The organism is Afifella sp. JA880, from assembly GCF_025379905.1.
GTDB lineage: Bacteria > Pseudomonadota > Alphaproteobacteria > Rhizobiales > Afifellaceae > Afifella > Afifella aestuarii.
The window spans coordinates 946,591-972,886 of sequence record NZ_JAOANH010000002.1; the positions used below are offsets into that span (position 1 = coordinate 946,591).

30 protein-coding genes are annotated in these 26,296 nt (G+C 63.4%); 10 read left to right on the plus strand and 20 right to left on the minus strand.

What is annotated here, in order from left to right:
• The first annotated feature begins 289 nt into the window (after window positions 1-289).
• The 4 genes from NYQ83_RS12645 (at window position 290) to NYQ83_RS12660 (ending at window position 4,221) form a co-directional block, all read left to right on the plus strand.
• Entirely contained in the window at window positions 290-1,051 is a 762-nt protein-coding gene (locus tag NYQ83_RS12645) for a Crp/Fnr family transcriptional regulator (RefSeq protein ID WP_261215048.1), read from the plus strand.
• A gap of 194 nt (window positions 1,052-1,245) precedes the next feature.
• On the plus strand, window positions 1,246-2,718 hold the full coding sequence (locus NYQ83_RS12650; protein ID WP_261215049.1) for a sensor histidine kinase: 1,473 nt from the start codon (window positions 1,246-1,248) through the stop codon (window positions 2,716-2,718).
• A gap of 39 nt (window positions 2,719-2,757) precedes the next feature.
• The gene (locus NYQ83_RS12655) at window positions 2,758-3,177 is read left to right on the plus strand and encodes a response regulator (protein WP_205649856.1); all 420 of its coding nucleotides are present in this window, start codon (window positions 2,758-2,760) and stop codon (window positions 3,175-3,177) included.
• Between the two features lie 24 nt (window positions 3,178-3,201).
• Window positions 3,202-4,221, plus strand: a complete 1,020-nt coding sequence (locus NYQ83_RS12660) for a histidine kinase dimerization/phosphoacceptor domain -containing protein (RefSeq protein WP_128290986.1) — start codon at window positions 3,202-3,204, stop codon at window positions 4,219-4,221.
• Between the two features lie 46 nt (window positions 4,222-4,267).
• Here the strand turns inward: NYQ83_RS12660 and NYQ83_RS12665 are convergent, their stop codons facing one another.
• Window positions 4,268-4,525, minus strand: a complete 258-nt coding sequence (locus NYQ83_RS12665; protein WP_128290985.1) for a YjhX family toxin — start codon at window positions 4,523-4,525, stop codon at window positions 4,268-4,270.
• 348 nt (window positions 4,526-4,873) lie between these two features.
• Between NYQ83_RS12665 and NYQ83_RS12670 the strand changes: the two genes are divergently transcribed.
• On the plus strand, window positions 4,874-5,623 hold the full coding sequence (locus NYQ83_RS12670) for a YebC/PmpR family DNA-binding transcriptional regulator (protein ID WP_128290984.1): 750 nt from the start codon (window positions 4,874-4,876) through the stop codon (window positions 5,621-5,623).
• A gap of 74 nt (window positions 5,624-5,697) precedes the next feature.
• Here NYQ83_RS12670 and NYQ83_RS12675 read toward each other — a convergent pair whose 3' ends face one another.
• From NYQ83_RS12675 to NYQ83_RS12685, 3 genes are all read right to left on the minus strand, one after another.
• A complete protein-coding gene (locus NYQ83_RS12675; protein ID WP_261215051.1) occupies window positions 5,698-6,459 on the minus strand; it encodes a sulfite exporter TauE/SafE family protein in 762 nt (253 codons plus the stop codon).
• Window positions 6,460-6,505: 46 nt separating this feature from the next.
• Window positions 6,506-7,192, minus strand: a complete 687-nt coding sequence (locus NYQ83_RS12680) for a DUF1013 domain-containing protein (RefSeq protein ID WP_092815458.1) — start codon at window positions 7,190-7,192, stop codon at window positions 6,506-6,508.
• A 139-nt stretch (window positions 7,193-7,331) separates the two neighbouring features.
• Window positions 7,332-8,336 (minus strand): NAD(P)H-quinone oxidoreductase, encoded by a 1,005-nt coding sequence (locus tag NYQ83_RS12685; RefSeq protein WP_261215052.1) that lies wholly within the window; start codon window positions 8,334-8,336, stop codon window positions 7,332-7,334.
• A 139-nt stretch (window positions 8,337-8,475) separates the two neighbouring features.
• On the opposite strand from NYQ83_RS12685, the gene NYQ83_RS12690 reads away from it, so the two are divergent.
• Both NYQ83_RS12690 and NYQ83_RS12695 read left to right on the plus strand, forming a co-directional pair.
• Entirely contained in the window at window positions 8,476-8,664 is a 189-nt protein-coding gene (locus tag NYQ83_RS12690; protein ID WP_261215054.1) for a DUF1192 domain-containing protein, read from the plus strand.
• Between the two features lie 320 nt (window positions 8,665-8,984).
• Entirely contained in the window at window positions 8,985-9,509 is a 525-nt protein-coding gene (locus tag NYQ83_RS12695) for a DUF1465 family protein (RefSeq protein ID WP_128290981.1), read from the plus strand.
• A gap of 283 nt (window positions 9,510-9,792) precedes the next feature.
• On the opposite strand, the gene rpmE is transcribed toward NYQ83_RS12695, so the two are convergent.
• The gene (gene rpmE / locus NYQ83_RS12700; RefSeq protein ID WP_092816464.1) at window positions 9,793-10,014 is read right to left on the minus strand and encodes a 50S ribosomal protein L31; all 222 of its coding nucleotides are present in this window, start codon (window positions 10,012-10,014) and stop codon (window positions 9,793-9,795) included.
• 209 nt (window positions 10,015-10,223) lie between these two features.
• Between rpmE and NYQ83_RS12705 the strand changes: the two genes are divergently transcribed.
• Entirely contained in the window at window positions 10,224-12,032 is a 1,809-nt protein-coding gene (locus NYQ83_RS12705; protein WP_261215056.1) for an ABC transporter transmembrane domain-containing protein, read from the plus strand.
• 137 nt (window positions 12,033-12,169) lie between these two features.
• Here the strand turns inward: NYQ83_RS12705 and efeO (NYQ83_RS12710) are convergent, their stop codons facing one another.
• From efeO (NYQ83_RS12710) to efeU, 4 genes are read right to left on the minus strand one after another with little or no spacing between them, the layout of a single operon-like run.
• Window positions 12,170-13,006: an iron uptake system protein EfeO gene (gene efeO / locus NYQ83_RS12710; protein WP_261215057.1), complete on the minus strand. Its 837-nt coding sequence runs from the start codon at window positions 13,004-13,006 to the stop codon at window positions 12,170-12,172.
• 29 nt (window positions 13,007-13,035) lie between these two features.
• A complete protein-coding gene (gene efeB, locus NYQ83_RS12715; protein WP_261215058.1) occupies window positions 13,036-14,367 on the minus strand; it encodes an iron uptake transporter deferrochelatase/peroxidase subunit in 1,332 nt (443 codons plus the stop codon).
• 1 nt (window position 14,368) lies between these two features.
• Entirely contained in the window at window positions 14,369-15,511 is a 1,143-nt protein-coding gene (gene efeO, locus NYQ83_RS12720) for an iron uptake system protein EfeO (protein WP_261215059.1), read from the minus strand.
• Between the two features lie 31 nt (window positions 15,512-15,542).
• Window positions 15,543-16,409, minus strand: coding sequence for an iron uptake transporter permease EfeU (gene efeU / locus NYQ83_RS12725; protein WP_261215060.1), 867 nt, complete (start codon window positions 16,407-16,409; stop codon window positions 15,543-15,545).
• A 276-nt stretch (window positions 16,410-16,685) separates the two neighbouring features.
• Here efeU and NYQ83_RS12730 point away from each other — a divergent pair, with 276 nt between their 5' ends.
• Window positions 16,686-17,492, plus strand: coding sequence for a DUF2189 domain-containing protein (locus NYQ83_RS12730; protein ID WP_261215203.1), 807 nt, complete (start codon window positions 16,686-16,688; stop codon window positions 17,490-17,492).
• Window positions 17,493-17,502: 10 nt separating this feature from the next.
• Here NYQ83_RS12730 and NYQ83_RS12735 read toward each other — a convergent pair whose 3' ends face one another.
• The 9 genes from NYQ83_RS12735 to NYQ83_RS12775 all read right to left on the minus strand — a co-directional run bounded on the left by NYQ83_RS12735 (window position 17,503) and on the right by NYQ83_RS12775 (window position 23,773).
• Window positions 17,503-17,805: a HigA family addiction module antitoxin gene (locus NYQ83_RS12735; RefSeq protein WP_261215061.1), complete on the minus strand. Its 303-nt coding sequence runs from the start codon at window positions 17,803-17,805 to the stop codon at window positions 17,503-17,505.
• Complete coding sequence (locus tag NYQ83_RS12740; protein ID WP_261215063.1) at window positions 17,805-18,110, minus strand: type II toxin-antitoxin system RelE/ParE family toxin; 306 nt, start codon at window positions 18,108-18,110, stop codon at window positions 17,805-17,807. The genes NYQ83_RS12735 and NYQ83_RS12740 overlap by 1 nt, the downstream gene beginning before the upstream one ends.
• A gap of 54 nt (window positions 18,111-18,164) precedes the next feature.
• Window positions 18,165-19,193 (minus strand): peptidoglycan -binding protein, encoded by a 1,029-nt coding sequence (locus NYQ83_RS12745; protein ID WP_261215064.1) that lies wholly within the window; start codon window positions 19,191-19,193, stop codon window positions 18,165-18,167.
• 3 nt (window positions 19,194-19,196) lie between these two features.
• Complete coding sequence (locus NYQ83_RS12750) at window positions 19,197-20,261, minus strand: flagellar motor protein MotA (RefSeq protein ID WP_261215065.1); 1,065 nt, start codon at window positions 20,259-20,261, stop codon at window positions 19,197-19,199.
• A gap of 83 nt (window positions 20,262-20,344) precedes the next feature.
• Entirely contained in the window at window positions 20,345-21,139 is a 795-nt protein-coding gene (locus NYQ83_RS12755) for an inositol monophosphatase family protein (RefSeq protein WP_261215066.1), read from the minus strand.
• Between the two features lie 16 nt (window positions 21,140-21,155).
• On the minus strand, window positions 21,156-21,719 hold the full coding sequence (gene efp / locus NYQ83_RS12760) for an elongation factor P (RefSeq protein ID WP_234629067.1): 564 nt from the start codon (window positions 21,717-21,719) through the stop codon (window positions 21,156-21,158).
• A gap of 49 nt (window positions 21,720-21,768) precedes the next feature.
• Entirely contained in the window at window positions 21,769-22,878 is a 1,110-nt protein-coding gene (locus NYQ83_RS12765) for a 5-(carboxyamino)imidazole ribonucleotide synthase (protein ID WP_261215068.1), read from the minus strand.
• Window positions 22,868-23,332: a 5-(carboxyamino)imidazole ribonucleotide mutase gene (purE, locus tag NYQ83_RS12770; RefSeq protein ID WP_092816491.1), complete on the minus strand. Its 465-nt coding sequence runs from the start codon at window positions 23,330-23,332 to the stop codon at window positions 22,868-22,870. Before purE ends, NYQ83_RS12765 begins: the two co-directional genes overlap by 11 nt.
• 213 nt (window positions 23,333-23,545) lie before the next feature.
• Window positions 23,546-23,773, minus strand: coding sequence for a YdcH family protein (locus NYQ83_RS12775; protein ID WP_092816487.1), 228 nt, complete (start codon window positions 23,771-23,773; stop codon window positions 23,546-23,548).
• 213 nt (window positions 23,774-23,986) lie between these two features.
• On the opposite strand from NYQ83_RS12775, the gene NYQ83_RS12780 reads away from it, so the two are divergent.
• Window positions 23,987-24,169, plus strand: a complete 183-nt coding sequence (locus tag NYQ83_RS12780; RefSeq protein WP_128290971.1) for a YdcH family protein — start codon at window positions 23,987-23,989, stop codon at window positions 24,167-24,169.
• A 438-nt stretch (window positions 24,170-24,607) separates the two neighbouring features.
• Here the strand turns inward: NYQ83_RS12780 and NYQ83_RS12785 are convergent, their stop codons facing one another.
• The gene (locus NYQ83_RS12785) at window positions 24,608-25,132 is read right to left on the minus strand and encodes a tautomerase family protein (RefSeq protein WP_234629070.1); all 525 of its coding nucleotides are present in this window, start codon (window positions 25,130-25,132) and stop codon (window positions 24,608-24,610) included.
• Window positions 25,133-25,141: 9 nt separating this feature from the next.
• Entirely contained in the window at window positions 25,142-26,140 is a 999-nt protein-coding gene (locus tag NYQ83_RS12790; protein WP_261215071.1) for a crotonase/enoyl-CoA hydratase family protein, read from the minus strand.
• Window positions 26,141-26,296 lie beyond the last annotated feature (156 nt).

The window sequence follows — 26,296 nt, forward strand, 5'->3', positions numbered from 1 at the left end:
GCTCTGGGCCGCTAGCAAGCACGAACTCCGCCCCGCTGTCTGTTCACTTGTGAACACAAGGTAGGGCAAGGATACCGATTTACCCGCAAAGGGCTCGAAAAACCGGCCTTTTGCGGGGTTTAATCATCCTCCCGGGCGTCCTGCGGGGGTGAGAGCGCTCTGCAAAGAGGCAACAAGCTCGCCTCCAGATGCGACGGAGTGCGGCACAATCGCCACACATCATGGGTTGCGCTGTGTTCACTACCGCACATAAAACCGGGAAACTGAGACACGCGCGGGACGAGCGCCAATGTTACACGATCCGGCCCGGGAGACTTCGGCGGAGACGCGCCCCCTCAACAATCTCCTGAAGGTGCTGAAGGACGAAGATTACGCCCTTCTCGCACCGCATTTCCAGCTGCTGCACCGCCACAGCGACCATGTCATGTACAATCCGGGCGATAACGTCGACATCGTCTACTTTCCGTGCGGACCGGCGCTCGCCTCGTTTCTCGTCGCCAACGAGGACGGCGAAGACACCGAGACCATTCTGATCGGCCGCGAAGGCGCCGTCGGCGGCATCGTCAGCGCCGGCCGTCTCCCCGCATTCTCCCGCATCATCGTCAAATTCGAAGGCCCGTTCGTCGCCCTGAAGCTCTCGGAGCTCGAGGCGGCGAAACAGCAATCGCGGGCGGTGCGGCACCTCTTTGCGCGCTACGCCGATTGCCTGGTCGCACAGATGCTGCAGTCGATCACCTGCAATGCCATTCATTCCGTCGACCAGCGGGCGGCGAAATGGATCGTCGCGACGATGGAGCGGACAGGCGACCACATTGTTCCGCTGACGCATGAGCAGCTCGCCCGCATGCTCGGCGTCGGTCGCTCCTATACGAGCCGCGTCATGCAGACCTTCAAGGCGGAAGGCATTCTGGAAACGCAGCGCGGCTCCCTGCTGGTGCGCGATCATTCCGCACTCCATGCCCGCTCGTGCAAGTGCAACGATGCCGTCAAACATCATTTCGACGCCGTTCTCAAAGACGTCTATCCGGAGCCCGACCACGACACCGATTGAGGGCACCGCGCCTGCCGGGCGAGCCGTTCACCGGGCGGATAACGGCGACGGAGGCCGAGCCCCAGCCATCGATCCTTCCCCGACAGCCTGAGGAAGGATCAGGCGATCAATTTAGCCGGCGTCCCTCCCGCCGATTGAGCCGCGCCTGCAAGCGGGCTATGGCCTCTTCTCTTCCTGCCGGGTGACCCAGAACCATGAAAAATTCGGAACGGCGCATCAGCCGCTTCATCTTGGCTGCAATCGTCGGCGGCTTTCTCGTGCTGCTTGCCGCAGGCGTCAGCTTTCTGGTCGTGCTGCGCCAGACCCAGATCAGTGCGGAATGGGTGGTGCACACGCAGGAAGTCGCCGCAAGCCTTGCCGAGCTCGGGGCTGCGCTCGAACGTTCGGAAACGGCACGGCGCGGCTATCTTCTCTCGGCGGACGAGCGTTTTGCCAACGCCTTCGAAGAGCTCGCCGGCGAGATCGAGACCCGCATGGATGCGGTCGAAGCCCGCATTACCGACAATCCCGAACAGCAGAAGCGCCTCGAAACCCTGCGGGAACTCGTCGCAACCCATCTCGCCTATGCGCGCGACACGCTTCAAAATCGCCGCCAGAGGGCAGGCGCCGCGGCCGGCACGACGACGTTCGATGACGAGGATATCGCTGTCATCCGCCGGGCTCGCGCCGCAGCCGCCGATATGCTGCAGGCCGAAGAGGCTCTGCTGGTCGAGCGGCGCGCCCGCCAATTCCGCAACGTGCAGCTCTCTTATGTCGTGCTGGCGCTATCGAGCATCATCTTCGTGGCTCTCGCAGGGGGCACGATCTGGGCGACGCGCCGCAACGTGCATGCCCTGACGACCGCCGGCGAGCGCCTGCAGCTCCTCAACGAAGATCTGGAATCGGCTGTCGGCGAGCGCACGGCGGAATTGCAGCGGGCGAACGACGAGATCCAGCGCTTCGCCTACATCGTCTCCCACGATCTGCGCTCACCGCTCGTCAACGTCATGGGCTTCACCAGCGAGCTGGAGGTGGCGATCAAGCCCCTGACGGAGCTGATTGCAAAAGCCCGCGAAGAGGCGCCCGACCTCGTCACCGAAGAGGTGCGGCAGACGATCGAGGAGGATCTGCCCGAGGCCATCGGCTTCATCCGCTCGTCGACGCAGAAGATGGACCGCCTCATCAACGCCATCCTGCATCTGTCGCGGGCCGGACGCCGGGTTCTGTCGCCGGAAAGGATCGACATGAACGGCCTCGTCTCCGGCATCGCCGACACGCTGCAGCATCGCCTTCAGGAGCTCGACGCCGAGATCCGCATCGAGCAGATACCGACTTTGGTGACCGATCGCCTGGCGATCGAGCAGATCATCTCCAATCTCGTGGAAAACAGCGTCAAATATCTGAAGCCCGGGCGCCCCGGCCTCATCAAGGTGCGGGGCCGTCAGCAATCCGGGCGCATCATCATCGAGGTCCAGGACAACGGACGCGGCATCGATCCGAAGGATCACGAGCGCATCTTCGACCTCTTCCGCCGTTCCGGATCGCAGGATCAGCCGGGCGAAGGCATCGGGCTCGCACATGTCCGTGCTTTGGCCTACCGCCTGGGTGGAACGATCGAGTGCGATTCGACGCTTGACGAAGGCGCAACCTTCCGCCTTTCAATGCCGCCAGAATTGCAGAAAGCGTAGGAACCCGTCGTGTCGAGCCATCAACCGGTCACCATCATCATGATCGAAGACGATGAGGGGCATGCGCGTCTCATCGAAAAAAACATCCGGCGCGCAGGCGTCAACAACCCGGTCCGCCATTTCGTCGAGGGAACGGCCGCGGTCGAATTCCTCTTCAACAGCCCCGAGGGCCCGACCCATAATGGCCCGGCACTGGTGCTTCTCGATCTCAACCTGCCCGACATGAGCGGCACCGACATCCTGATAAGGATGAAGGAGGAAACCAGTCCTCTCCGCCGCACGCCCGTCGTGGTTTTGACGACCACCGACGACAAGATGGAGATCGAGCGCTGCTACGATCTTGGCGCCAACGTCTATATCACCAAGCCCGTCGAGTACGAATCCTTCGCCCAGGCGATCCGTCAGCTCGGCCTGTTCATTTCGGTTATCCAGGTTCCCGAACCCGAAATCGAAGCCTGATTTACCCCTTGAAGACCGGATGAAATGCCCCGCATTCTCTATATCGACGACGACGAGGGGCTACGGCGCCTGACGCGCCGCGCGCTTGCCCGCCGAGGTTACGAACTCACCACCGCCGGAAGCGCTGACGAAGGTCTCGCCCTTCTTGAGAAAGACAGGTTCGATCTCGTCGCCATCGACCATTACATGCCCGGCAAGACGGGGCTCGACGCGCTTCCTCTCATCAACGCGCTGCCCTCGCCTCCTCCGGTCGTCTATGTCACCGGCTCGGAGGAGAGCTCCATCGCGGTGGCGGCTCTCAAGGCCGGCGCCCAAGACTACGTCGTGAAGACCGTCGGTGAGGAATTCTTCGACCTTCTCGCCTCCTCCTTCGCGACGACGCTTGAACATCAGCGTCTGATCGCGGCCCAGCATGAGGCGGAGCACGCACTCAAAGCCTCCAATGAGCGCCTCTCGGCGCTTCTGCGCGAGGCCAACCACCGCGTCGCCAATTCGCTCCAGATCGTCTCTTCCTTCATCCAGATGCAGGCCAACGCCGTCGAGGCGGAAGAGGCGAAGATCGCGCTCAAGGACACCCAGCAGCGCGTCTATGCGATCGGCCAGGTGCATCGCCGGCTCTACACCTCGCAGGACATCAACAGCGTCGACATGGGCGACTATCTGAGCGCGCTCACCGCCGGCCTGGAAGAGACCTGGTCGAGCGAGACCGCGGCGCGGCGCGTCCATCTCACCACCGACGGGCTGCGCCTCACCACCGATCAGGCCGTCTCGCTGGGCGTCGTCGTCAACGAGCTCGTCTCCAATGCCTGCAAATACGCTTATGGAGAGGAAGAGGACGGCGACATCCGCGTCGATCTCACGACCCTGCCGGGCGGCTTCCGCCTCAGCGTCGAGGACGACGGCAAAGGCTTCAACGGCACAGCAACCCCCACCGGCACGGGTCTCGGCACCAAGCTCGTCACCGCCATGGCGAGGAGCCTGAATGCCGAGATGTCTTATGAAGGCGGGCCACCGACCCGTATTCTGCTGGTCAAAACGGCGTAGAGCCGGAGAGCGCCCCGCCCACGGTTTCCTTCACCGCCCGCGGTTTTCACCGATTATCGAGCTGTGCCCGCACGCTGCGGCGGCCCCGTTCAGAAATCTGATAGGGCGCGCCGCCGCGCGATTCGATCAGCCCCTTCGACAGAAGCCGGGAAAAGACCGGCAAGGTGCAATCGGAGAGCACGAAACCGTCGCGGGTAAAACAGGTGACGTGGGTGATCTTGCGACCACCGCTTCGTTCATGACGAATGCGTCCGCCCTGAGCGAGCGCGTGCAACACGCGCTGCTCGAACTTCGAGATATTCATGGAAAATGCCTGGATCGGAGAAAGCACGGGGCAGAGCGCGCACGCCGCCCTCAGGCCGCGCCCGTTCGTTCTGCCGCTTCGCGTCTCCACCTGGATAAACGTCCAGGGGAGCCTCAGAGGGCTCTGACAATCTCCAGCATCAAGGCTCCATCGCGCGGCAAAACCCCGCGCGTTGCCTCAGCACCTACTCACAGGCATCAATTGCGGCAAGTGACCGCTATGCCGCAGGCGCAAAATGCGGCGCGGCGACAGTCGATCGTCTCCTTCCCCACCTAGACGCCTTCGCCACTCCCCATTATATCCTCCGTTCCCCAGAGACATTCACGACAAGACGCAGGTAAAACCGCAATGGCGGGCCATTCACAGTTCAAGAACATCATGCACCGCAAGGGCCGCCAGGATGCGGCCCGCTCCAAGCTGTTCTCCAAATTGTCGAAGGAGATCACCGTCGCCGCCAAGGTCGGCGATCCCGATCCGAATTCGAATCCGCGCCTGCGCCTGGCCGTGCAGAATGCCAAGGCGCAGTCGATGCCGAAGGACAACATCGAGCGTGCGATCCAGAAGGCGACCGGCGGCGACGGCGACAATTACGAAGAGATCCGTTACGAGGGCTATGGCCCCGGCGGCGTCGCCTTCATCGTCGAGGCGATGACCGACAACCGCAACCGCACGGCCGGCGCGGTGCGCTCCTATTTCGCCAAGAACGGCGGCTCGCTCGGTGAAACCGGCTCCGTCGCCTTCATGTTCGAGCGTGTCGGCGAGATCTATTACCCGGCCTCCGCCGGCGACCCGGAGAAGGTGCTCGAAGCCGCGATCGAAGCCGGCGCGAGCGACGTCGAAAGCGACGAGGAAGGCCACACCATCCTCACCGAGTTCGAGGATCTGGGCGACGTCTCCTCCGCGCTTGCCGAAACGCTCGGCGATGCGGAATCCGTGCGCGCCATCTGGAAGCCGCAGACCCTGACACCGGTCGACGAAGAAAAGGCCGGCACGCTGATGAAGCTCATCGCCACGCTCGAAGACGACGACGACGTGCAGAACGTCTATGCGAACTTCGACGTCGATGCAGATGTCATGGAGCGGCTCTCCGCCGCCTGAGCATCTGAGAAACGCGGCTTCGGAAAGACCGCGCCAAAATCAGCAGCCGGCGTCCGGCCGGCTGCATTGCACGCTTACCGCAGCACCCCGTCGAAGGCGGGCGAAGCCATGATGGCGGCGGCGACGATGAGGCCGAGCGCCACCCTCCGGAACACTTTTTCGGAGGCAAAGCCGAACATCTTCTGTCCGAGAATGAGCGCGACGAAATAGACGGGCGCGGCGACCGCCGCACGTATCAGCGCGTCTTCGCTGAAGATGCCGTTCGCCCAGAACGACAACCCCGTGATCACCGTCGACAGCGCGAAGAAGACGATGAGATTGGCGCGGATTTCCGCTGCCGCCTCGTGCCCGCTCATCCAATAGACGACGACCGGCGGCCCGGAGAGCTGCGTCGCACCGCCGAGAAGCCCCGACAGCATGCCGACGCCGAAAGCGGAGGCGGGACGCCGTGGCCCGGTGAAGCGCAGGCCGGAGCCGAGCAGGACGACGAGCGCGAGAACCACCCCCGACATGCCCCAGCGCAAGACGAGCGGATCGGCCGTCGCAAGGAGATAGGCGCCGAAGGGCGCGCACAACGCCACACCGCCTGCCGCCGGCAGGACGGAGCGGTAATTGCACACACGCAAAGCCGGAATGAGGATGGGCAGCGTCGGCAGGGAATCGATCGCCCACAAGATGATGACCGCGGCGCGAGGTCCGATCAGAGATCCTGCAAAGGGGACGAAGACGAGGCCGGCGCCGAACCCGGCAAAGCCTCTGACGGTGCCGGCAACGAGCACCACCAGGGTCAAAGAAAGGGTGGCGGGATCACCCGCCACCGTCAGAATTTTCTCCACAAGCCCTCCCGAAAACTCAGCTGCTGACAACTGAGCTCACGCGGGATCAGGTGACGTCGCTCGACTTCAAATTCTTGAGCTTGGCGAAAACCGAATCCGGATCGATGTCGGGCTCGCGCTCGTGTCCGGTATCGCTTTCGGAAGGCTGCGGACGGCGCGTCGTCTCTTCCGCGGACAGAAGGCGTGCGCCCTCTTCTTCCACGGCCGGGGCGTTTTTCGCCGCTTTGCGGACTTCGAGGTCGAGTTCGAGCTGCGAGCACAGGCCGAGCGTGACGGGATCGGCCGGCTGCAGGTTCGCCGAGTTCCAATGCGTGCGCTCGCGGATCGCCTCGATCGTCGGCTTCGTCGTGCCGACGAGACGGATGATCTGCGAATCCTTCAGTTCCGGATGATTGCGCACGAGCCACAAAATGGCGTTCGGCCGGTCCTGCCGCTTGGAGACGGGCGTATAGCGTGGACCGCGCCGCTTCGTCTCCGGCACGCGCACTTTGGAGACCAGGATCTTCATCCGATAGGTCGGATCGCGCTCGGCCTTTTCGATCTCATCGCGCGCCAGCTGTCCGCCGATCACCGGATCGATCCCCTTGATACCCTGGGCGGCGTCACCATCGGCGATCGCTTTGACTTCGAGAGGGTGCAGCCGGCAGAAATGTGCGATCTGCTCGAAGGTGAGCGAAGTATTGTCGACCAGCCATACGGCGGTCGCTTTCGGCATCAGAGGCGTTGACGCCATGGCATGATCCTCCTGTGTTCTCTGCCGGAGGGTCTCCGGCAGAGCGTGATTCACGTCGGTGGACGGGAAGTTGCCCGACATATACGGGCACCCGGCGAAGCACGCAATGCGCCGTTGCGATAAGCTTGAGGTCGCAAAGCTATGCGCGCGGATCGACTTTCAAGACGATCTTGCCGACATGTTCAGCATCAATCATCTGGTGCGCTTCCACGACATCGGCAAATGGCACCACCGCGTGAATGACCGGCGTATAGCGTCCGGCCGCGATCGCCGGCCACACCGTTTCCTCCAGCATGCGCGCGAGTTCGGCCTTCGCTTCCACCGATTGAGGCCGCAAGGTCGAGCCCGTCAGGATGAGCCGTTTCTGCATGATCAGCGCGAGATCGACCTCCGCGCGCTGCCCTTTGAGAAACGCGATCTGCACGACCCGTCCGTCGACCGCCGCCGCCTGCAAATTGCGCTGCGTATAGCTGCCGCCGACCATGTCGAGGATGACGTCAGCGCCGTCGCCGCCGGTGAACTCGCGCACCACCTCGACGAAATCTTCGCTGTTGTAATTGATCGCCCGGTCGGCGCCGATGCGCCTCGCCGCCTCGCAGCGTTCATCCGACCCCACCGTCACCAGAACATGGGCGTTGAAGGCTTTGGCGAGCTGGATCGCCGTCGTGCCGATGCCCGACGTGCCGCCATGCACGAGGAGCGTCTCGCCGGGCCTGAGCGAGCCGCGCTCGAAGACATTGTGCCAGACGGTGAACGTCGTTTCCGGCAAGGCCGCGCCTTCGATGAGCGACAGCCCTTGCGGCAGCGGCAGAGCGTTCGTCTCAGCCACCGTCGCATATTCGGCGTAGCCGCCGCCGGGCAGAAGCGCCACCACCGCATCGCCGACGCTGAAGCGTTCCGCGCCCTCGCCTGCCGCCACCACATGACCGGAGATTTCGAGCCCCGGAATATCGGAGGCCCCCTTCGGCACGGGATAGCGGCCGAGCCGCTGCAGGACGTCCGGCCGGTTGATGCCCGCCGCTGCGACCTTGACGAGAAGCTCGCCTTCTCCCGGCTGCGGCACGGCGCGCTCTTCGAGCGCCAGCACCTCCGGCCCGCCCGGCTCGGTGATGGCAACGGCTTCCATCGTCTGCGGAATGTTCATGCATCCTCCCCACAATCTGCCGTGAACCTAGCGCGTGAAAGTCGGATTTTGAATGGGTGAAGCGCCGACAATGAAACGCTGACAGCCAGCGGATGCAGCGTTATCCTTCGCGCCAAAGGCCGAAACCAGATGGGCGACGATGTTTGCAGACGACGACAGGCCGGTGAAAAAGCCGGTCCATACGGTGGGGGAAGACCTCTCGCTCCTTTCAGAACACGAGCTCGAAGAACGCATCGCGCTTTGCGAGGCAGAGATTGTCCGCATCAAGCAGGAGCTGACGCGCAAGAAGGGCGGACGCGCCGCGGCGGACGCGGTTTTCAAGCGCTGAGGGCCGATCGTTCAGCTTGTCGTTCCCCGCTTAACCGCGGATTAACCTTTCTAATTTCTAATGACACCATCCAATCAGGTTTGGATCTGAGTGATCCTGTTCACTCTGTTTGACGCCTCCCTGTATCAGCCTAAGAGCCGCCCAGCGGCTCTTTTTTTAGGCCGCGTCGCGATCTTTACTATTTGATTACAATCCGTTTGAATTCGGCCTCGTCGGGGTGTCTGAACTGGCTCCACGATCGAGAAGCCGGTGGAGAACCCGGCTCCCGCACTTGCCGAGGCGCGGCCCTCGGCTTTGAATAGCCAAAAGGGATCAAGTCCATGCGTCAAACGGGTAGCCGCGAAGAGCCACTGTCTTTCGGGCGCGCATATGCGCATTCGCAGACATTCAGCGAATTGTTCCAGGCGGGCATGCAGCTCGTCGAGGAGACGGCAGCCTATCTCGATGGGGACGGGCGGGCCGCCGCGTCCGGGCTCAATCGTCCCGCGTCCATCGTCTATGCAACGGAATCCATGCGTCTCACCACGCGGCTGATGCAGCTCGCCTCCTGGCTCCTCCTGCATCGCGCGGTGAACGAAGGTGAGATGACGCTCGATCAGGCGGCCGAAGAAAAGCACAAGATCCACCTCGATCAGGCGCTGACCGCCATGCGCGGTCCCGGCTGGGAAGAGCTTCCGGAAGGGTTCAAGGCGCTGATCGACCGCTCCGTGTCCCTGCAGAAGCGGGTGCAGATGATCGACGCGGCGCTTTTCGACGATGGTCGTTCGACCCTGGAGGAAGCGCCGAGCCCGGTGGCAAGCCAGCTTGCAGCCCTTCAGGACGCCTTCGAGAAACGTGTCGGCTGACGCCTGCAAGGCAAAGCACGCTCGAGCCGCCCCGCGAAACGACGCTCCTCGCCGGGGCGCAGTTTCGGCTCGCATATCGGCATTGCCGGCGTTCTTCGCCGACGCCGCCTACGAAGATGCCGCCGACAACGATGCCACCGACAAACATCGCGCCAGCAAAAAAGGCCGCCCCTTCGGAGCGGCCTTTTTGATTCTGACGTTCAACGAACGCAGGCGGCGTTTTGCGGCTGCCGCGCCTTGCCGCTCCCTAGGGAAAGGGCCCTTTCGGAGCGGCCAACGCGACTTAGCCGAGGAAGCCGGCGTACTTGTTCTTGAAGCGCGACAGGCGACCGCCGCGGTCGATGAGGTGCTGGCCGCCGCCGGTCCAGGCCGGATGCGTCGAAGGATCGATATCGAGCTGCAGCGAGGCACCATCCTCACCATAGGTCGAACGGGTCCAGTATTCCGTGCCGTCGGTCATCACGACCTTGACCGGATGATAATCCGGATGGATGTCTTTCTTCATGTCTCGTCTCGTCGGTTGGAGCGGCCCGCCTGCCTTCGGCGCTTTCGCCCAAGGTCCGTGCCCTACGTCGCTGCGCCCATCGTCATGCCACGGCTTTCACCGCGCAGAAAGGCAATTGTCGTCGGCGATATACAGAAGCCGGCATGCGCTATCAAGTCCGTGCAGCAACCCTTGCACCACATGTCCAATCGTGCTCCCTGCAAAACCAAATGACCGATCGCTCTTCTAAAAGGCCGCGCAAGGCCGGCCGCTCGTCGTTGCGCCCTCTCAAGGCGCTTGTCCCCTATTTCGCCAGATATCGCGGACGTGTCGCAGCGACGCTTGCGGCGCTGATCCTTGCGACACTGGCAACGCTCGCGATCCCTATGGCGGTGAGGCGCGTCGTCGATTTCGGCTTCTCCGCCGATAACGCCGGCTTCATCGACAGTTACTTCACCATGCTGCTCGTGGTGGTCGCGGTCCTCGCCGGTGCGAGCGCCGCGCGCTTCTACCTCGTCACCACGCTTGGCGAGCGCATCGTCGCAGACCTGCGCGACGGTCTCTTCACGCGGATGATGCAGCTTTCGGCAGGCTTCTACGACACGGCGCGCTCGGGCGAGATTTTGTCGCGCCTCACCGCCGACACCACACAGATCCGCGCCGCGATCAGCTTTGCCGCCTCCGTCGCGCTCAGAAACATCATGATGTTCCTTGGCTCGGTCGTCATGATGGTGGTGACGAGCCCCGGCCTGTCGGCTCTGGTGCTTGCTGCGATCCCCTTCATCGTCGTGCCGATCCTGTGGTTCGGGCGGCGCGTGCGCCAGCGTTCACGCTTCGCCCAGGATCGCCTGGCGGAAGCTTCCGCCTATGCCTCGGAAGCGATTTCGGGCGTCCGCACGGTCCAGGCCTTCAATCAGGAGACCCCGGCGCGGCGTTATTTCGGCGTGCGCATCGAGGATGCCTTCCAGGCCGCTCGCAGCGCCACGGCGGCGCGCGCGGCCCTCACCGCCTTTGCCATCTTCATCGTCTTTGCGAGCGTCGTCGTCGTCCTCTGGTGGGGCGCGCAGGCGGTCGTCGACGGCACCATGACGGGCGGTCGCCTCAGCCAGTTCGTTCTCTATTCGGTGTTTGCAGCCGCGGGCCTCGGCGAGATCGGCCAGGTCTGGGGTGAGATCAGCCAGGCAGCCGGCGCCACCGAGCGGATCGTCGAGCTTCTGGAGACGGAACCCGAAATCAAGAAGCCGCAAAATCCTGTGGCCCTGCCCACCCCGGCCCGCGGCGAGGTGCGCTTCGACGAGCTCTCCTTCGCCTATCCGCAAGGCTCAGGTCCGGTTCTCCACAATGTCGCCTTCGACATCCGAGCCGGCGAACGTGTAGCGATCGTCGGCCCTTCGGGCGCCGGCAAATCGACGGTTTTCGCTCTCCTCATGCGCTTTTACGACCCGCAGACGGGCTCCGTCATGGTCGATGGCGTTCCGATCACCGAGGCCGACCCGGAAGAGGTGCGCCGCCGCATCGCGCTCGTCCCGCAGGACGTCGCGATCTTTGCCGCGACCGCCTTCGACAACATCCGCTTCGGCAACGAGACGGCAAGCCGCGAAGACGTCGAGGCAGCCGCCAAGGCCGCCAATGCCGACGAGTTTATCCGCGCGCTTCCGGAAGGTTACGACACGGTGCTCGGAGAGCGCGGCATCACCCTTTCGGGCGGCCAGAAGCAGCGCATCGCCATTGCCCGCGCGCTTTTGAAGGATGCGCCGATCCTTCTCCTCGACGAGGCGACGAGTTCGCTCGACGCGGAAAGCGAGGTCGCCGTCCAGGCCGCCCTCGAAACGCTGATGAAGGACCGCACCAGCCTCGTCATCGCCCACAGGCTCGCGACCGTGCGCAATGCCGACCGCATCCTGGTGATGGAGAACGGCGCGCTCGTCGAGGAAGGCACCCATCAGGCGCTCATTTCCAAGAGCGGCCTTTATGCACGCCTCGCCGAGCTGCAGTTCAACGACGGTGGCCGCGAACCGGAATCGGCCGCCGCCGAATAGGGACGGCGCGTCACGCCGCTTCCGAGCCACGTATCGAAAAAGCCCCGCTGCGGACCAACCGCAGCGGGGCTTTCTGTTTCACGCGTGTTGTGAGCTGCCGTCGGAGAAGACGGCCTTTCCCACTCTCCGCAGAGGGCTCAGCCGAGGCCGAGCTTGCCGCGCAGCGTGGAAAGATCTTCCGCCAGCGTATTCACCTTGGTGGAGAGGAGATTGCGATCTTCGTCGCTGAGCTTCGTGTAGGAGACGTAGCCACCCTCGTCGGTCTCGTACTCTTCGAGCACCTCATAGACGTCGTCGAAATTGCCCTGCACCGTCTTGAGGAACTCTTCGGAATCCTTCTCTTCCAGAACCGGCTTCAAGAGATCGAAAATCTTGTAGGCGCCGTCGAAATTCGCCTTGAAGTCCCACAGATCGGTGCGGCTGTAGCGGTCTTCCTCGCCCGAGATTTTTGTCGCGGCAACCTCTTCCATGAGCGCCGCCGCGCCGCCGACGACCACTTCCGGCGGGAAGGTGAGTTCGTTGATCCGGCTGTTGAGCTCCTTCACGTCCGACATAAGCTGGTCGGCATATTCATCGAGCCCTTCCGTCGAGCCCTCTTCCCACAGCCCGTATTCGAGGCGGTGGAAGCCGGTGAAGGTCGGATCCTCTTCGCCCTTTTCGTAATCGTCGGCGCGGGCATCGATCGAGACGTCGAGATCGGAGAAGAGCTCGGCGATCGGCTCCACGGCCTCGTAGCTCGTGCGCGTCGGCGCGAAGAGCTCCTTCGCCTTCTCCACGTCGCCGTCCTTGATCGCTTTGACGAAAGCTTGCGTGTCCTTCACCAGCTCTGCGGTGTTTTCGGCCACGTAGATCTTGTATTGGGCGAGCGGCTCAACGAGGTCGAGGGAGGCGTCTTGCGCCATGGCCCCGGTGAGAGCCGTGGTGCTGAGGGCGAATGCCAGGGCGCCTGCGCGCAGATGTCGGGTGAAGTTCATAAGGGTATCTTTCCTTTCCCTGGGTGAATTCAGATCGGCTTATCGGCGGTCGAAGCCGCTTCGATGAGGTCCTGTCCGAGATAGCGATCAGGGCTTGTGACCCCGGGCAGGACGAAGAAGTACCCGCCGCCGACGGGCTTGATGTATTCCTCCAGCGGCTCGCCATTGAGCTTCGTCTGGACGGCGATGAAGCCCTTCTCCAGATCCGCCTGATAGGCGATGAACAGGAGCCCCTGGTCGAGCTGGCCGGACTTCGTGACGCCGTTCGAGTAATTGAACGGCCGCCTCAGGATGAGATTGTCGTCGGCCTCCGGCGTGCGCGGATTGGCGAGCCGGATATGGGCATCGAGCGGCGTCAGCTCACCCTGCGGATCGCGCGTATAATCCGGCACATCGCTTTCATGCGTCCCGCCGAAGGGCGCACCGCTGTCCTTCTTGCGCCCGAATATCTCTTCCTGCTCCTTGAGCGGCGTGCGGTCCCAGCGCTCGACGAAATTGCGGATGATGCGCACCGCCTGATAGGTGCCGCCACGGGCCCATTGCGGCTCGTCATCGCCCTCGCCGACCCACACGACCTTCTGCATGAGGTCGCGATCGTTGGAATCCGGATTGGCGGAGCCGTCGCGAAAGCCGAGGAAATTGCGTGCGCTTTCCGTCTCCCCGTCGGGCTTTGGCGGAATGACCGGCACATCGCCTTCCTGCATCCAGCGCAGCACCAGATATTCAGGCAGGTTCTTCACGATATCGCGCAGCGCGTGGATGTTGGTGTCCTGCAGATTGGCGCAGAACTGCAGCGACAGATCCCCGTGGCAGCGCTCCGCATCGAGCGCGTCGTTCGGGAATTGCGTCATCCGCTGAAGCGTCCGCGGCTTCAGGGGCGTCAAGAACTCCCGCCGTTCGAACAAAGAGGCGCCGAGACCGACGGTGATGGTCAGATTGTCGGGGGCCACCACCGGCCCCAGAATTCCGGAATCCGGAGGCGGCAGCTTCGGATCGAGCTCCGGCACCTCACCGCCCTGGGTCAGGAAGACGATGCGCTCCGTCAGCTTACGCAGCATCGTCTCCAGGTCGTCCGGCGTGCGTGCGACGACATCGAAAGCCGCCATGATGCCGGTCGCCGGTCGCGGCGTGACGACCCCCGCCTGATGCTTGCCGTAGAACGGCACCCGTTCCGACGTGCTGTTGAGACCCGTCGGCGCATCGGTGACCTGATGCCCGTCGCCCTCTTCGGCCAGTGCCGGGACCGCTCCCAAGGCAAGCGCGCTGCCCGCACCCCCGAGGCCGAAAAGCACCTGACGGCGGCTTGCGAATGGACAGCCGAAGCCGGAACGCGCCATGTTGTCTTTGCTTCTTTCTGTCATCTCAGCTCACTCCGATCACCTGGTCGAGCCGGTCGAGAACGTCAGCGAGGTCCTGGAAAGCCTCAGAAAGGGAGGCGCGCGCGGCCTCGTCGACGCTGTCGTAGGACGGGTAGCCATCCGGCCCGGATAGCTCCGAGAGCTTCGTCTCCACCGCCTTCAGCTTCGCGTCGATCTCCTTCTCGAGAGCCGGATCGACCGGCTCCACAACGGATTGCAGAAGCCCCGTGATCTTGGCGATGCCCTCGAAATTCGCGGCGAAATCGGCAAGGTCGGTATGGGCGTAATGGTCCTCGCCGGCCTTGATCTTTCCGTCCGAAAGCTGCCGCGCCATGTCGCCCGGGATCGCCATCAAAAGCGCCGGGTCGAGCTTGAGCTTGCCGAGGCGGGATTTGAGTTCGCCCATATTCGCGACGAGTTCGTCGGCGACCGGCGCCAGCCCCTCCGTCGTCTCCTCGGAGAAGAGCCCGTATTCGAGACGATGGAAGCCGGTGAACGCCGGGTCGGCCTCGCGCTTTTCCAGATAATCCGCGACCGGATCGATGGCGTTTTCGAGATCCGACAGGCGATAGGCGACCGGCTCCACGCGCTTATAGGGAAGCCGCGCCTCCACCCACAGATCCTGCGCCTCTTGAAGATCGCCGGCCTTGATCGCCTCGGCGAGCGCTTCACTGGCGGACACGGCGGCCATCCCCTGCTGTACGAGGTAGACCTTGTATTCCGACAAGGGCCCGAGAAAATTCCTGAGGCCGATGGTGCTCGCGGCCGTCCGCGCCTCTTCCGATTCCGTCACATGCAGGATGCCGCGCGGATTGGAGAGAAGGCCGCAGGTGATCTCGTAATCGCCCGGGCGAAGCTGCGCCGTCAGCGTCTGTTTGAAGCCCGGCGCGATGTTCTCGCGCTCCGCCACGACCATGACGCCGTCGAGGATTTCCCATTCGATCGGCCGTTCCGACGTGTTGAGGATCTCAAACGAGCGCTTGCCGCCCGGCACCGTGATTTCGTTCGGCTCGCAGGCCGTGGCGCTGACGGCGACGCGGAACTGATCGGCCGTGTCTGCCTGCCCCGCGGCATGCTGGCTCGCATAATAGAACGCCGCGCCGCCGGCGATGGCGAGAAGCGCTGCACCGGCGATGGCAAGGGTCATGATCCCCGAACGAGGCGTTTTGGGCTGAGGCTCAGGCGCCGGCATTGGGACGCTCCGCGGTTGGGCTCGGCGCGTAGACGCTCGCCTCTTTCCCTGGCCGTGCAGGCTTCAGGAAGAAGAAGAGGCTCACGCCGAGGAAGAGGACATAGAGAAGGATCTCGCCGACGCTCGGGCTCTCCTGGTAGCCGAGGATGCCCGACAGGATGGTGCCGACGACGCTGGAGACCGGCAGAACGCGGCTGAGGTCGTAGGCCGGCGTCTGCAGCTCGTTCCACAGTCCCGCCTCGTGCAGATTGCCGAGCGCGCTCGCTAGGATGCCGGCGGCGACGAAGAGGATGAAAACGCCCGTCCAGCGGAAGAAGCGGCGCAGATTGAGCCTGAGCCCGCCCACATAGATCGCAAAGCCCGCCGCGACGGAGACAAGCACGCCGGCAAGCGCTGCAAGCGGCACGCCGGGACCGGAACTCTGCTGAAAAATGACGAGCAGGAAGAAGATCGATTCAAGGCCTTCCCGCGCCACCGCGAAGAAGACCATGGCGATCAGCGCCCAGGCCGCACCTTTGGGCGCGGACAGCGCCGCATCGATGGAATCGTGCAATTCCGCCTTGATGGAGCGCGCCGCCTTGCGCATCCAGAAGACCATCGAGGTCAGGATGACGACGGCGACGAGACCGACGCAGGCCTCGAACAGCTCCTGATATTTCTGCGGGAATTCCGCGCTCACCCATTGCAGGGCGGCGCCGACGAAGAGCGACAGGGCGACGGCGAGAAAAATCCCGACCCAGACGAGCGGCATCCATGCGGAACGCCCAGTCTGGCGCAGATAAGTTGCGATGATGCCGGTCACCAGAGCGGCTTCGAGCCCCTCGCGCAGCATGATGAGGAAGGAAGCGAGCATACCCGTCCTTTGGAAGATCACGGGCACAGCTAAAAAATCCGACTTTGAAATGCAATAATTAAATTTCGAAACAGCGGCCTTCGAAGGCGTGTGTGCTCGCGCGCCCCGGCTGGCTCTCTTCAGCCCTCACGTCGGGCCTTCCCCCTCCGATCAGTCCCTCCACTGCAAATCACGAGAGCTTCCGTCAAAACGCGAACCGCTCTAGATTTTTCAACAAGACGAGCCGGAACGGCCGCTGAGAAAAGTCCATACGGTCCTGGGAGGGACGCTGTGACGATGACGGGAGAGCCGCGCGCGGCCGAGGCGCCGCGCATGCCGGATGTCCGCGAGATCGGCTTTGCCGATCTCAAGGCCGCGCTCAAAGACGGGTTCGCGGATTTTCTCGCCGAACCTCTCTACGGCTTGTTCTTTGCGGCGATTTTCGTGGCCGGCGGCTTCGTCGTCCTCGGCCTCCTCATCGCTCTCGACATGCCCTGGATGATCCTGCCATTCGGCGTCGGCTTTCCCTTGCTGGGTCCTTTCGTGGCCGCCGGGCTCTACGAGGTGAGCCGCTGCCGCACCCGCGGCGAACGACCCGGATGGCGGCGTGTCCTCACCACCGTCGTCCGCCAGCGCCAGCGGCAGATGAGCTGGATGGCCTTCGTCATCCTCTTCATCTTCTGGATCTGGATCTATCAGGTGCGCCTGCTTTTGGCTCTCTTCCTTGGCTTCAAGAGTTTTTCGAGCCTTGCCGACTTTTTCGCCGTCGTCACGACGACGCCGGAAGGCCTCGGCTTTCTCCTCGTCGGCACAGCGGTCGGCGCCTTCCTGGCACTCGTCCTCTTCTCGTCGACGGTGATCGCCATGCCGCTCCTCCTCGACCGGGAGCTCGACTTCGTCTCGGCGATGATCGTGAGCTTCAAGGCGGTACGCAAGAATCCAGGCCCGATGCTCGCCTGGGGCGTGATCGTTGGCGCACTCACCATCCTGGCGCTCGCGCCGACCTTCGTCGGCCTGTTTATCGTCCTGCCGGTGCTCGGCCACGCCACCTGGCATCTCTTCGAGCGCGCGGTGGGTTCGAGAAGCGTCAGCGCAACGTCGTAGAGCAACCGGCTTAGGCTGCCGGCGTGATCCGTTCGACCTTGATCTCGTCCTCATGCGTCCGCGCCTTGGCAAGATCATGCGCCGCCTGCATCCGCAACATCGTCTCCGCCCTAACGCCGAACGCTTTTTCGAAACGGATCGCCATCTCGGCGGAAAGGCCGGCGTGCCCGTTGAGGAGACTGCTCATCGACTGACGGGTAACGCCGAGCTTTTCGGCAGCACTTGTGACGCTCAGACCATGCGGTTCGACGATCTCCGTCTTGAGCCATTCGCCCGGATGCAGCGCGAAGCTTGGATGCAGCTTGATCGCCATCAGTGATAATCCTCCAGGTCGAGACGCTCGATCGCCCCAGCCTCATTCACGGAAAACGTCATACGCCAGTTCTTCGTCACCGTGAGCGACCATTCACCTTCCCGTTCGCCGCTCAACAGGTGCGCGCCGAAATTGGGCGGAAATTTCAGCTCTTCGGCCGTTTCAATCGCCGTCAGGTAGGCAAGCATCCTGCGGAGACGTGCAACGAGATCGCCGGGCAGACCCCTCGCCTCGCCAGTCTCCGCAAAGCGCCTCAGCGCCTTATGACGGATGGATGCGATCTCCATCGCGGAAGAGTAGCGCAAGGGCTGTCAGGCGTAAAGCGACACTTGACGCGTTAAGCGTGCTCGCCTCGCCCCTCACCGCTCCGTCAGCTTCAGCTCGATGCGGCGGTTCCTGCGATAGGCTTCTTCGCTCTCGCCTTCATCGAGCGGCTGGTATTCGCCAAATCCGGCGGCGACGAGATGCTGCGGCGAGACCCCCTGGTCGATCAGATAGCGCACGACCGAAATGGCGCGCGCCGCCGACAGATCCCAGTTCGACTGGAAGCGTCCCGAGCCGGAAACCGGGCGTTTGTCGGTGTGGCCGTCGACGCGGATCACCCAATTGATCTCCTTCGGAATCTCCGCTTCCAGCTCCTTGATGGCGTCGGCAAGCTCGTTGAGATCGGGCTTGAAGGAATCGGTGATCTCGTCCGTCCCCGTCGGAAAGAGCACGGAGGCCGGCAGCACGAAGCGGTCGCCCACCACCTCGATGTCGGAGCGCCCTGCGAGGATCTCTCTGAGACGCCCGAAAAAGTCGGAGCGGTAGCGCGACAGCTCCTGCACCCGCTGGGCGAGCGCCACGTTGAGCCGTCGGCCGAGATCGGCGATCTTTGTCTGGCTCTGCCGGTCGCGCGTTTCGGAGGCTTCGAGCGCATCTTCCAGGGCCGCGATCTGCCGGCGAAGTGCCGAAAGCTGCTGGTTGAGGAGCTCCACCTGCGCCAGGGCGCGCTGGCTCACTTCCTTTTCGTTGGCGAGATCGCTGGTGAGCCCGGAGATACGCTCCTCCGCCTCGCCGGCGGCCCCCGACGAGGACGACAACAGCCCCTGCAGCCGGTCGCGCTCGCCTTCGGCGTTCGAAAGGCTCGCCTGCAATGAGGCGATCGTCTCCGTCATGTCGCGATTGTCGGTGCGCTCCAGCGCCAGAAGCTCGGTCAGCTCGGCGATCTGCGCGTTGAGGCGGTTCAACACCTCGTCGCGCCCGGAAATCTCCTGGGAGAGGAAGAACTGCGCGATGAAGAAAACGGTGAGCAGGAAGACGAAGACGAGCAAGAGCGTCGCCATGGCGTCGACGAAGCCCGGCCAGTAATCCGTGCGCTGCATGCGCCGTGCGCGCGCGAGCGCCATGGATCAGCGCTCCCTGCCGGTTTCCGTCAGGCCCGGCATGCGCTGCGGATAGGGCTTGTCTTCCTCGCGCATCCGCCGCGTCTTGGCCTCGGTCCCGTCATGACCGAGCCGCTCGGCGATGGCATCGAGCGTATTCTGCAGATATTCGCGCTGCTCGGCCTGCCCCTCCATCCAGTCGCGCACCATCTGCTGCTCGTTGCGCATATGCTGGACGAGGCCCTGGATGCCTTCCGCGAGATTGGCCATCGCCGCAATCGAGGGCCGTCCCCCGCCCTCCATATTGCGCGACAGTCTTTCGACCGCGAGGCGGATCTCCTGCACCGTATTGCCCGTCTCCGCATCCTCGAGGTCGAAATCCTCGAGGTCCGTCATCGTGGACAGCCAATCTTCGAGCTCGGTGTAGAAGCGGTTCTGCGCCTGCCCGGCCTGGAGATCGAGGAAACCGAGGACGAGCGAGGAGGCAAGGCCGAAGAGCGAGGACGAAAAGGCGATGCCCATGCCGGAAAGCGGCGCTTCGAGCCCGGCCTTGAGATCCTCGAAGATGACCCCCGCCTCGCCGGAATCGACCCGCAAGGATTGGATCGTCTCGCTGACGGAGCCGACCGTGCGCAACAGCCCCCAGAACGTGCCGAGGAGGCCGAGAAAGACGAGGAGCCCCGTCAGATAGCGCAGGATCTCGCGGTTTTCATCAAGCCGCGTGGCGATGGAATCGAGGATCGAACGCCAGGTGGAGGTCGACAGCATCGCCTCGCGCCGGTCGCGCAGAAGCGTCGCCATCGGCGCGAGAAGCCTGGGCGAATCCTCGGAAAAGCCGGCTTCCTGCCGGCGGAAGGAATTCACCCATTTGACTTCCGGCATCAGCATGATGACGCTCCGGAAGGCGAGCAGCACGCCGATCAGAAGCACGCCGATGATGAGCCCGTTGAGGCCCGGATTGGACATGAAGCCGACAGCGATCTGGCGATACAGGATGAGCGGCACGAAGGCCGCGATCACCAGAAAGATGAGCATCCGAACCAGAAAGATTCGGGGCGAAGAGAGCCGGTAGGGATCGTATTCTTTCGCCATATTATCCAGGGTTCGGCCGCGCTTTGGTCCAATCTAGCGTGATTTGTCGGAAGGACGAAACAGTCGCGGCCGATTCCGGCGATTTATCCGCCAGCGCCCTTGAGCAATCCGGCGAGATGCTGGTGCACCGCCTCATTGCCGGCAACGATGGTGCCGGAGGTGAGCATGGCGTCACCGCCCTTGATATCGGTGACGAAGCCGCCCGCCTCACGGATGAGGAGAATACCCGCCGCCATATCCCAGGCCGACAGATGGCTCTCCCAGAAGCCATCGAAGCGGCCGGAGGCGACCCAGGCGAGATCGAGCGCCGCGGCACCGAACCGCCGGATGCCCGCGGCCTCCGCCATGACAGCCGCCATCTGGCGCAGATACGGCCCATGCTCGCCGCGGCCGAAATGCGGGATTCCGGTCGCGATGACAGTCTCCGCAAAGATGCGGCGCTGGGCGACGCGCAGGCGTCGATCGTTGAAGAAGGCTCCTGACCCACGCTCCGCGGTATAGAGCTCGTCCGTGACAGGATTGTAGACGACACCCGCCGTCAGTCGCCCCTGGCGCTCGAGCGCGATCGAGACGGCGAACATCGGAATGCCGTGCAGAAAGTTCGTGGTGCCGTCGAGCGGGTCGACGATCCAGCGGTGCTGAGGATCCTCCCCGATCGTCTCGCCGGATTCCTCCATCAGGAAGGAATAGCCGGGGCGCGCGCGCTCCAGTTCCTCGCGGATAATTTCCTCCGCGCGCCGGTCGGCGGCGCTGACGAAATCCGCGGGCCCCTTGCGCGACACCTGAAGGTGCTCGACCTCGCCGAAGTCGCGGGCGAGCACGCGCCCCGCTTTGGTGGCGGCGCGCACCATCACATTGAGAATTGCCGATCTTGCCATGTCGTGTGAGCCGTACCTACTCGGCCCGCTTGACGTAGGCGATCTCATTGGTGTCGACGACGATCCTCTCGCCGGCCGTGATGAAAGGCGGCACCATCACGCGCACGCCGTTTTCCAGCATCGCCGGCTTGTAGGAGGACGCGGCCGTCTGGCCTTTGATGGTCGGCTCGGTCTCGGTGATGGCGAGCACCACCTGGTCCGGAAGCGCAATGCCGATCGGCCTCTCCTCATGCATTTCGAGGGTCACGGTCATACCGTCCTGCAGAAAGGCGGCGCGCTCGCCGACGAATTCCTCGGCGAGATTGATCTGCTCGTAGCTCTCGGAATCCATGAACACCAGCACGTCTCCATCCTTGTAGAGAAACTGGAAGTCCTTGGTTTCGATGCGGACGCGCTCGACCTTTTCGTCGGAACCGAAGCGATTGTTGAGCTTGCGCCCGTCGATCAGGTTCTTGAGTTCGACCTGGTTGTAGGCCGGACCCTTGCCAGGTTTCACCTTATTGGTTTTCACCGCCACCCAGAGCGTGCCGTCATATTCGATGACATTGCCCGGGCGGATGTCGTTACCGCTGATTTTCATCGCTAATCCTGTCGAGAGATCGGCGGCCTTGCACCACACTTTGCGGGGCTTAGCAAGGCGCCTTGGTAAGCGGCTGAAGCCGCGTCACATGCCCCATCTTACGGCCCGGCCGGATTTCGCGCTTGCCGTAGAGCGTCAGGCAACAATTGTTCTCGCCCGCAAGTGCCTGCCAATCCTCGGCCTCTTCGCCGATGAGATTGGTCATCACCGCGTCGCTGTGGCGGGAGACGGAACCGAGCGGCCAGCCGGCGATCGCCCGGATATGATTTTCAAACTGCGAGCAGACGCAGGCATCGCGCGTCCAATGGCCGGAATTGTGCACCCGCGGCGCGATCTCGTTGACGAGGAGCAGCTCGCTGCCCTTCACCTCGATGACAAAGAGCTCGACGCCAATGACACCGATATAATCGAGTTCGCTCACGATGGTGGCGGCGATTTCCGCCGCCTTCTGCCGCGTCGCGAGCGAGATATTGGCCGGCACGGTGGAGGTATGGAGGATATGGTTGCGGTGGACATTTTCCGGCACGTCGTAAACCGCCGTCTCACCGTTCACCCCGCGCACTGCGATCACGGAGACTTCGCGCGAAAACGGCACGAAGGCTTCCAGAACCGCCGGCGCGCGCGCGATTGCCTCATAGGCCGCCTCGGCATCTTTGGCGTCGTCGATGCGCACCTGCCCCTTGCCGTCATAGCCGAAGCGGCGCGTCTTCAAGATCGCCGGCGTCTTGAGGTGTTGAAGCGCGGCCTTGAGCCCCTCGAGATCGCCGATCGCCGCATAGGGGCCGACCGGCACGCCGGCACCGGTCAGAAAACTCTTCTCGTTGAACCGGTCCTGCGCCACTTCGAGCGCGCGCGGTCCGGGCCGCACCGGGCAGGTCCCCGCAAGCAGCTCCGCCGCATCGACGGCGATGTTCTCAAACTCGTAGGTGACGACGTCGACGTCGGCCGCAAAGGCTTCGAGAGCGCGCGGATCGTCATAAGGCGCGACCGTGTAATGCGCCGAAACGTCGAAGGCCGGACTGTCGGGATCCGGGCAGAAGACATGCGTGGACAGGCCCAGCTGTGCGGCGGCGACCGCCAGCATCCGTCCGAGCTGGCCCCCGCCCAGAATGCCGATGGTGGCGCCCGGCGCGAGCGCCCCGGTGTGGTCAGCTGTCATCGCGCGGATCCTCGCCGACGGCATCGCTCTGCCGCAGCCTGAAGGTTGCGAGCCGCTCCGCCAGAGCCGCATCGCCGAGCGACAGGATGGAGGCGGCGAAGAGCGCCGCATTGGCCGCGCCGGCTTCGCCGATTGCAAACGTCGCCACCGGAATGCCGGCCGGCATCTGCACGATCGAATAAAGCGAATCCTGCCCCGACAAGGCGCGCGATTGCACGGGCACACCGAGCACCGGCAGGCGCGTCAGGGAAGCGACCATGCCGGGCAGATGCGCCGCCCCGCCGGCCCCTGCGATGATCACCTTGAAGCCGTTCATTTCGGCCCCTTTGGCGAAGTCGTAGAGCCGCTCCGGGGTGCGGTGCGCTGAGACGATGCGCGCCTCGTAGCCGATGGCCAGCTCGTCGAGCTTTTCGGCCGCGCGCTGCATGGTGGCCCAGTCGGAGCGACTGCCCATGACGAGCGCGACAGGAACGGAAGATGATGCGGTCAAGGCGACAATGTCCGCGTTGTCAGGGAAAGAAAACCGGAAAGACGCCGGATTAACGAATGCGGAAGCCTCTCGCAAGACGACGGATCGGCCCAAATATCAGGCAAAGCGTGAGCGCGTCCTGCGGATGTACCCGCCTCAAACACCGCGCCCTCAGCCAGGTCTTACGCCCAGCACGCCTTACGCGATGATATCCGGCAGAAGCCTGTCTTCGAGCGCCAGGATACGGTCCTTCAAGGAGAGCTTTTTGCGCTTCAGGCGCTGCAATTGCAGGTAATCGGGCTGCGGCGAGGCCGTATGAAGGGCTTCGATGGCATGATCGAGATCGCGGTGTTCCTGACGCAAGAGAGCAAGCTCCGCTCTGATCTCCTTCTGCGTCAGCTCCACGACGTTGTCGCTACCATCCATCATCACCTCCAGGGGCGGCAATCTATCACGAGGAATTGTCTCATGCAGCGTATCGGCCGCGGATGCCAGCGTACGGTTCGAAAAGCCGCAGCGAGAAGCGAAAAAAATGCGTGATCAAATGATCAGCAGATATTAACGGACCCTGCCGCTCCGTTAGACAGAGCGGTGAAGCTATGTCACACTTTAACTCCCCCACCATAGATGGAGACGCAAATGCCCCTTGAAGCGCGCCTTGCCGAGCTTGAGCGGCGCCATGAGGCACTCGAAAAAGAGATCGAGGAAGCCATGGCCCACCCGGCCAGCGACGATCTTGAAGTCGCGGAGCTGAAGCGGCGCAAGCTGCAACTCAAGGACGAGATTTCGCGCCTGAAAGGCCAGCAGGAAGGCGCTCTCTAGAGCCTTTTCGAACGCTCATCCGGTCCTTCCGGCTCTCGGTCTGAGGGCCAGCCGGAAGGACAGAAAACGGCCGGCGGGGCGCAGGGCCGTGCCGGTCCCTCCAGCGCCCTTCCTGCCGCGACGCTGCAAACCTCTTCGGCCCGCCCGCATCCCTTTTTCGTTCTCTGACCGGTCACGCTTCGCTATCCATCTGACAGCGGGGCGATCTCGCAGCACGACCAGTCGTCTCGACCACGACAGCAGTCAAACGGGGCAATGCACAGCCGCCTACACCGCCCGCGGCCTCACCACGCCATTCCACCCGAAGCGGCGCATGAGCACCGTGGCATTCGTTTCGATCTGTATCGCCGTCAGGCGACGCAGGCTGAGCGTCTTGGGCCTCGTCACATCTTTCGTGCGCGCCGGCCGGACTTCAGCAGATTCGAGCTTGCTGGAGATTCAGGCCGCGATCCCGGCTCTGCCCGTCTTGCGCTCCCGCTCCGGAAGCTGGCCGTCGCCCGCATCGCGCTCCTGTCGCCGCGCCGCGATCTCGCGCCGGGCGACCCACCGCATGATGTCGCGCCAGCGCCAGATCTTGCCGGCGCTCGCCCAGTTCCCGTCGGGCACCTCGTCGATCAGACACCAGACCCGGTAGGCGTCGTCCTCGGTGAAAGGCGTGCCTTCCGCGGCCAGGATCGCGTTCGTCGATTTTTCCACGAGCGAGCGCTTCTTCTCCTCGTTCAGGGCGCCGAGCGGCACCGTATAGGAGAGCCGGTAACAGGGCGCATTGGAGAGATTGCCGCCGACATAGGTGCGCCGCGGCTCGAACTCCGTCACTTCGAGGCGGGTGATCGAACGCGCCACGGCACTGCCCGGCCGCGCCCCCTGATGCTCCAGAAGAATCGCCGTCAGATCGCGCGCCAGAATATCGAGCTTCGCGTCCGACAGCGCCCCGCGCGTCAGTCTCAGTTCAGCAAGAGGCATGGATCATCCTCATGAATGCGCGGCGGCCGGCATGGCCACGGCGCCTTTGAGCCGGTCCTGGGCTTTCACCAGCTTCTCCATCTTGCGCAGATCGAGATCGGTAATGCCGAGCGCGCATTCGACCCAGATATCGGTGACGTCGCGCAATTCCTCGTAGCTGAGCGGCATGACGCGGCGGCGCGTGCGATAGACACCGACCTGCGCGTTGTGGCGCCGTTGCGAGCGCTCGATCAGGTCGCGCACGGCCTCTTCACCGGTGCCGTCCGCCACCACCTCGTCGATGACGCCGGCGTCCAGCATCTCGTCCGCCGAATAGGTACGCCCGGACAGCATCAGCTTCTCCGCGATCCGGCTCGACACTTTGCGGCTCAGATAGGAATAGGCGCCCATGCCGGGGAAGAGATTGAAGAGGACCTCGGGCAGCCCGAAGGTCGCGCTTTTTTCCGCAACGATGAGATTGCAGGACAGCGCCGATTCCAGCCCGCCCCCGAGCGCCTGCCCCTGCACCAGCGCGATCGTTACGATCGGCAGATCGGCACTGATGGAATTCAGGTAGGTCATCTTGGCGCAGGCATGCGCATAATCGCGCAACCCCTCCTCGTCCCGCGCCCGGATCAACCGCGAGAAGAGGTCGAGATCGCCGCCGAGGCTGAAGATTGACGGCGTTCCGGATTGATAGACGATGTATTTGAGAGCGAGCGATTCGGCATCTGCGAAGCGCGCGTTCAAAGACTGGAACAGGTGAATGTATTCGCTCACCAGCCGCCGCGTAAAGCAGGGACGGCCCGGCGGCACCATGGTCGACCACAAAGTCGCGCTCTCAGGCTCGAAAGAAAGAACGACTTCCTGCACGTCCTCCGCAATTTCGGAAACCGCGGCTCGAACACTTTCTACCGAACCTTTCGGCGGCATCCCGGCACCGATCGCACCAGATATACGCGCCGCCTCCTCACCGCCGACAATATCTTCGCCGCGCACTTCCAACGCCGCTGCTTCAAGTCTGGCCATATTCCACCCCCCGCCGCAGAGGAACACTGACACTTATTACAAAACACTTCATGACGTTAATATAAACTTTAGGGTACCGGCAAGCCTGTAACGATTTGTTAAGGTTAACATTTAACCTGTGAAATGAAAACCCGCGCTGCACCGCAAAATCGTGAT

Excerpts from the sequence above, each read along its gene's own strand:
- NYQ83_RS12735 (WP_261215061.1), bottom strand. The coding sequence starts at position 17,805 with ATGGCGATCAAGCTGCATCCAAGCTTCGCGCTGCATCCGGGCGAATGG.
- NYQ83_RS12695 (WP_128290981.1), top strand. The coding sequence starts at position 8,985 with ATGCGTCAAACGGGTAGCCGCGAAGAGCCACTGTCTTTCGGGCGCGCA.
- NYQ83_RS12775 (WP_092816487.1), bottom strand. The coding sequence starts at position 23,773 with ATGGATGGTAGCGACAACGTCGTGGAGCTGACGCAGAAGGAGATCAGA.
- NYQ83_RS12685 (WP_261215052.1), bottom strand. The coding sequence starts at position 8,336 with ATGAACATTCCGCAGACGATGGAAGCCGTTGCCATCACCGAGCCGGGC.
- purE (WP_092816491.1), bottom strand. The coding sequence starts at position 23,332 with ATGGGCAGTCGCTCCGACTGGGCCACCATGCAGCGCGCGGCCGAAAAG.
- NYQ83_RS12785 (WP_234629070.1), bottom strand. The coding sequence starts at position 25,132 with ATGCCTCTTGCTGAACTGAGACTGACGCGCGGGGCGCTGTCGGACGCG.
- rpmE (WP_092816464.1), bottom strand. The coding sequence starts at position 10,014 with ATGAAGAAAGACATCCATCCGGATTATCATCCGGTCAAGGTCGTGATG.
- NYQ83_RS12780 (WP_128290971.1), top strand. The coding sequence starts at position 23,987 with ATGCCCCTTGAAGCGCGCCTTGCCGAGCTTGAGCGGCGCCATGAGGCA.
- efeO (WP_261215059.1), bottom strand. The coding sequence starts at position 15,511 with ATGACCCTTGCCATCGCCGGTGCAGCGCTTCTCGCCATCGCCGGCGGC.
- efeO (WP_261215057.1), bottom strand. The coding sequence starts at position 13,006 with ATGAACTTCACCCGACATCTGCGCGCAGGCGCCCTGGCATTCGCCCTC.
- NYQ83_RS12765 (WP_261215068.1), bottom strand. The coding sequence starts at position 22,878 with ATGACAGCTGACCACACCGGGGCGCTCGCGCCGGGCGCCACCATCGGC.
- NYQ83_RS12750 (WP_261215065.1), bottom strand. The coding sequence starts at position 20,261 with ATGGCGAAAGAATACGATCCCTACCGGCTCTCTTCGCCCCGAATCTTT.
- NYQ83_RS12645 (WP_261215048.1), top strand. The coding sequence starts at position 290 with ATGTTACACGATCCGGCCCGGGAGACTTCGGCGGAGACGCGCCCCCTC.
- NYQ83_RS12705 (WP_261215056.1), top strand. The coding sequence starts at position 10,224 with ATGACCGATCGCTCTTCTAAAAGGCCGCGCAAGGCCGGCCGCTCGTCG.
- NYQ83_RS12670 (WP_128290984.1), top strand. The coding sequence starts at position 4,874 with ATGGCGGGCCATTCACAGTTCAAGAACATCATGCACCGCAAGGGCCGC.
- NYQ83_RS12660 (WP_128290986.1), top strand. The coding sequence starts at position 3,202 with ATGCCCCGCATTCTCTATATCGACGACGACGAGGGGCTACGGCGCCTG.
- efeB (WP_261215058.1), bottom strand. The coding sequence starts at position 14,367 with ATGACAGAAAGAAGCAAAGACAACATGGCGCGTTCCGGCTTCGGCTGT.
- NYQ83_RS12745 (WP_261215064.1), bottom strand. The coding sequence starts at position 19,193 with ATGGCGCTCGCGCGCGCACGGCGCATGCAGCGCACGGATTACTGGCCG.
- NYQ83_RS12650 (WP_261215049.1), top strand. The coding sequence starts at position 1,246 with ATGAAAAATTCGGAACGGCGCATCAGCCGCTTCATCTTGGCTGCAATC.
- efp (WP_234629067.1), bottom strand. The coding sequence starts at position 21,719 with ATGAAAATCAGCGGTAACGACATCCGCCCGGGCAATGTCATCGAATAT.
- NYQ83_RS12790 (WP_261215071.1), bottom strand. The coding sequence starts at position 26,140 with ATGGCCAGACTTGAAGCAGCGGCGTTGGAAGTGCGCGGCGAAGATATT.
- NYQ83_RS12655 (WP_205649856.1), top strand. The coding sequence starts at position 2,758 with ATGATCGAAGACGATGAGGGGCATGCGCGTCTCATCGAAAAAAACATC.
- NYQ83_RS12755 (WP_261215066.1), bottom strand. The coding sequence starts at position 21,139 with ATGGCAAGATCGGCAATTCTCAATGTGATGGTGCGCGCCGCCACCAAA.
- NYQ83_RS12730 (WP_261215203.1), top strand. The coding sequence starts at position 16,686 with ATGACGGGAGAGCCGCGCGCGGCCGAGGCGCCGCGCATGCCGGATGTC.
- NYQ83_RS12680 (WP_092815458.1), bottom strand. The coding sequence starts at position 7,192 with ATGGCGTCAACGCCTCTGATGCCGAAAGCGACCGCCGTATGGCTGGTC.
- NYQ83_RS12665 (WP_128290985.1), bottom strand. The coding sequence starts at position 4,525 with ATGAATATCTCGAAGTTCGAGCAGCGCGTGTTGCACGCGCTCGCTCAG.
- NYQ83_RS12690 (WP_261215054.1), top strand. The coding sequence starts at position 8,476 with ATGTTTGCAGACGACGACAGGCCGGTGAAAAAGCCGGTCCATACGGTG.
- efeU (WP_261215060.1), bottom strand. The coding sequence starts at position 16,409 with ATGCTCGCTTCCTTCCTCATCATGCTGCGCGAGGGGCTCGAAGCCGCT.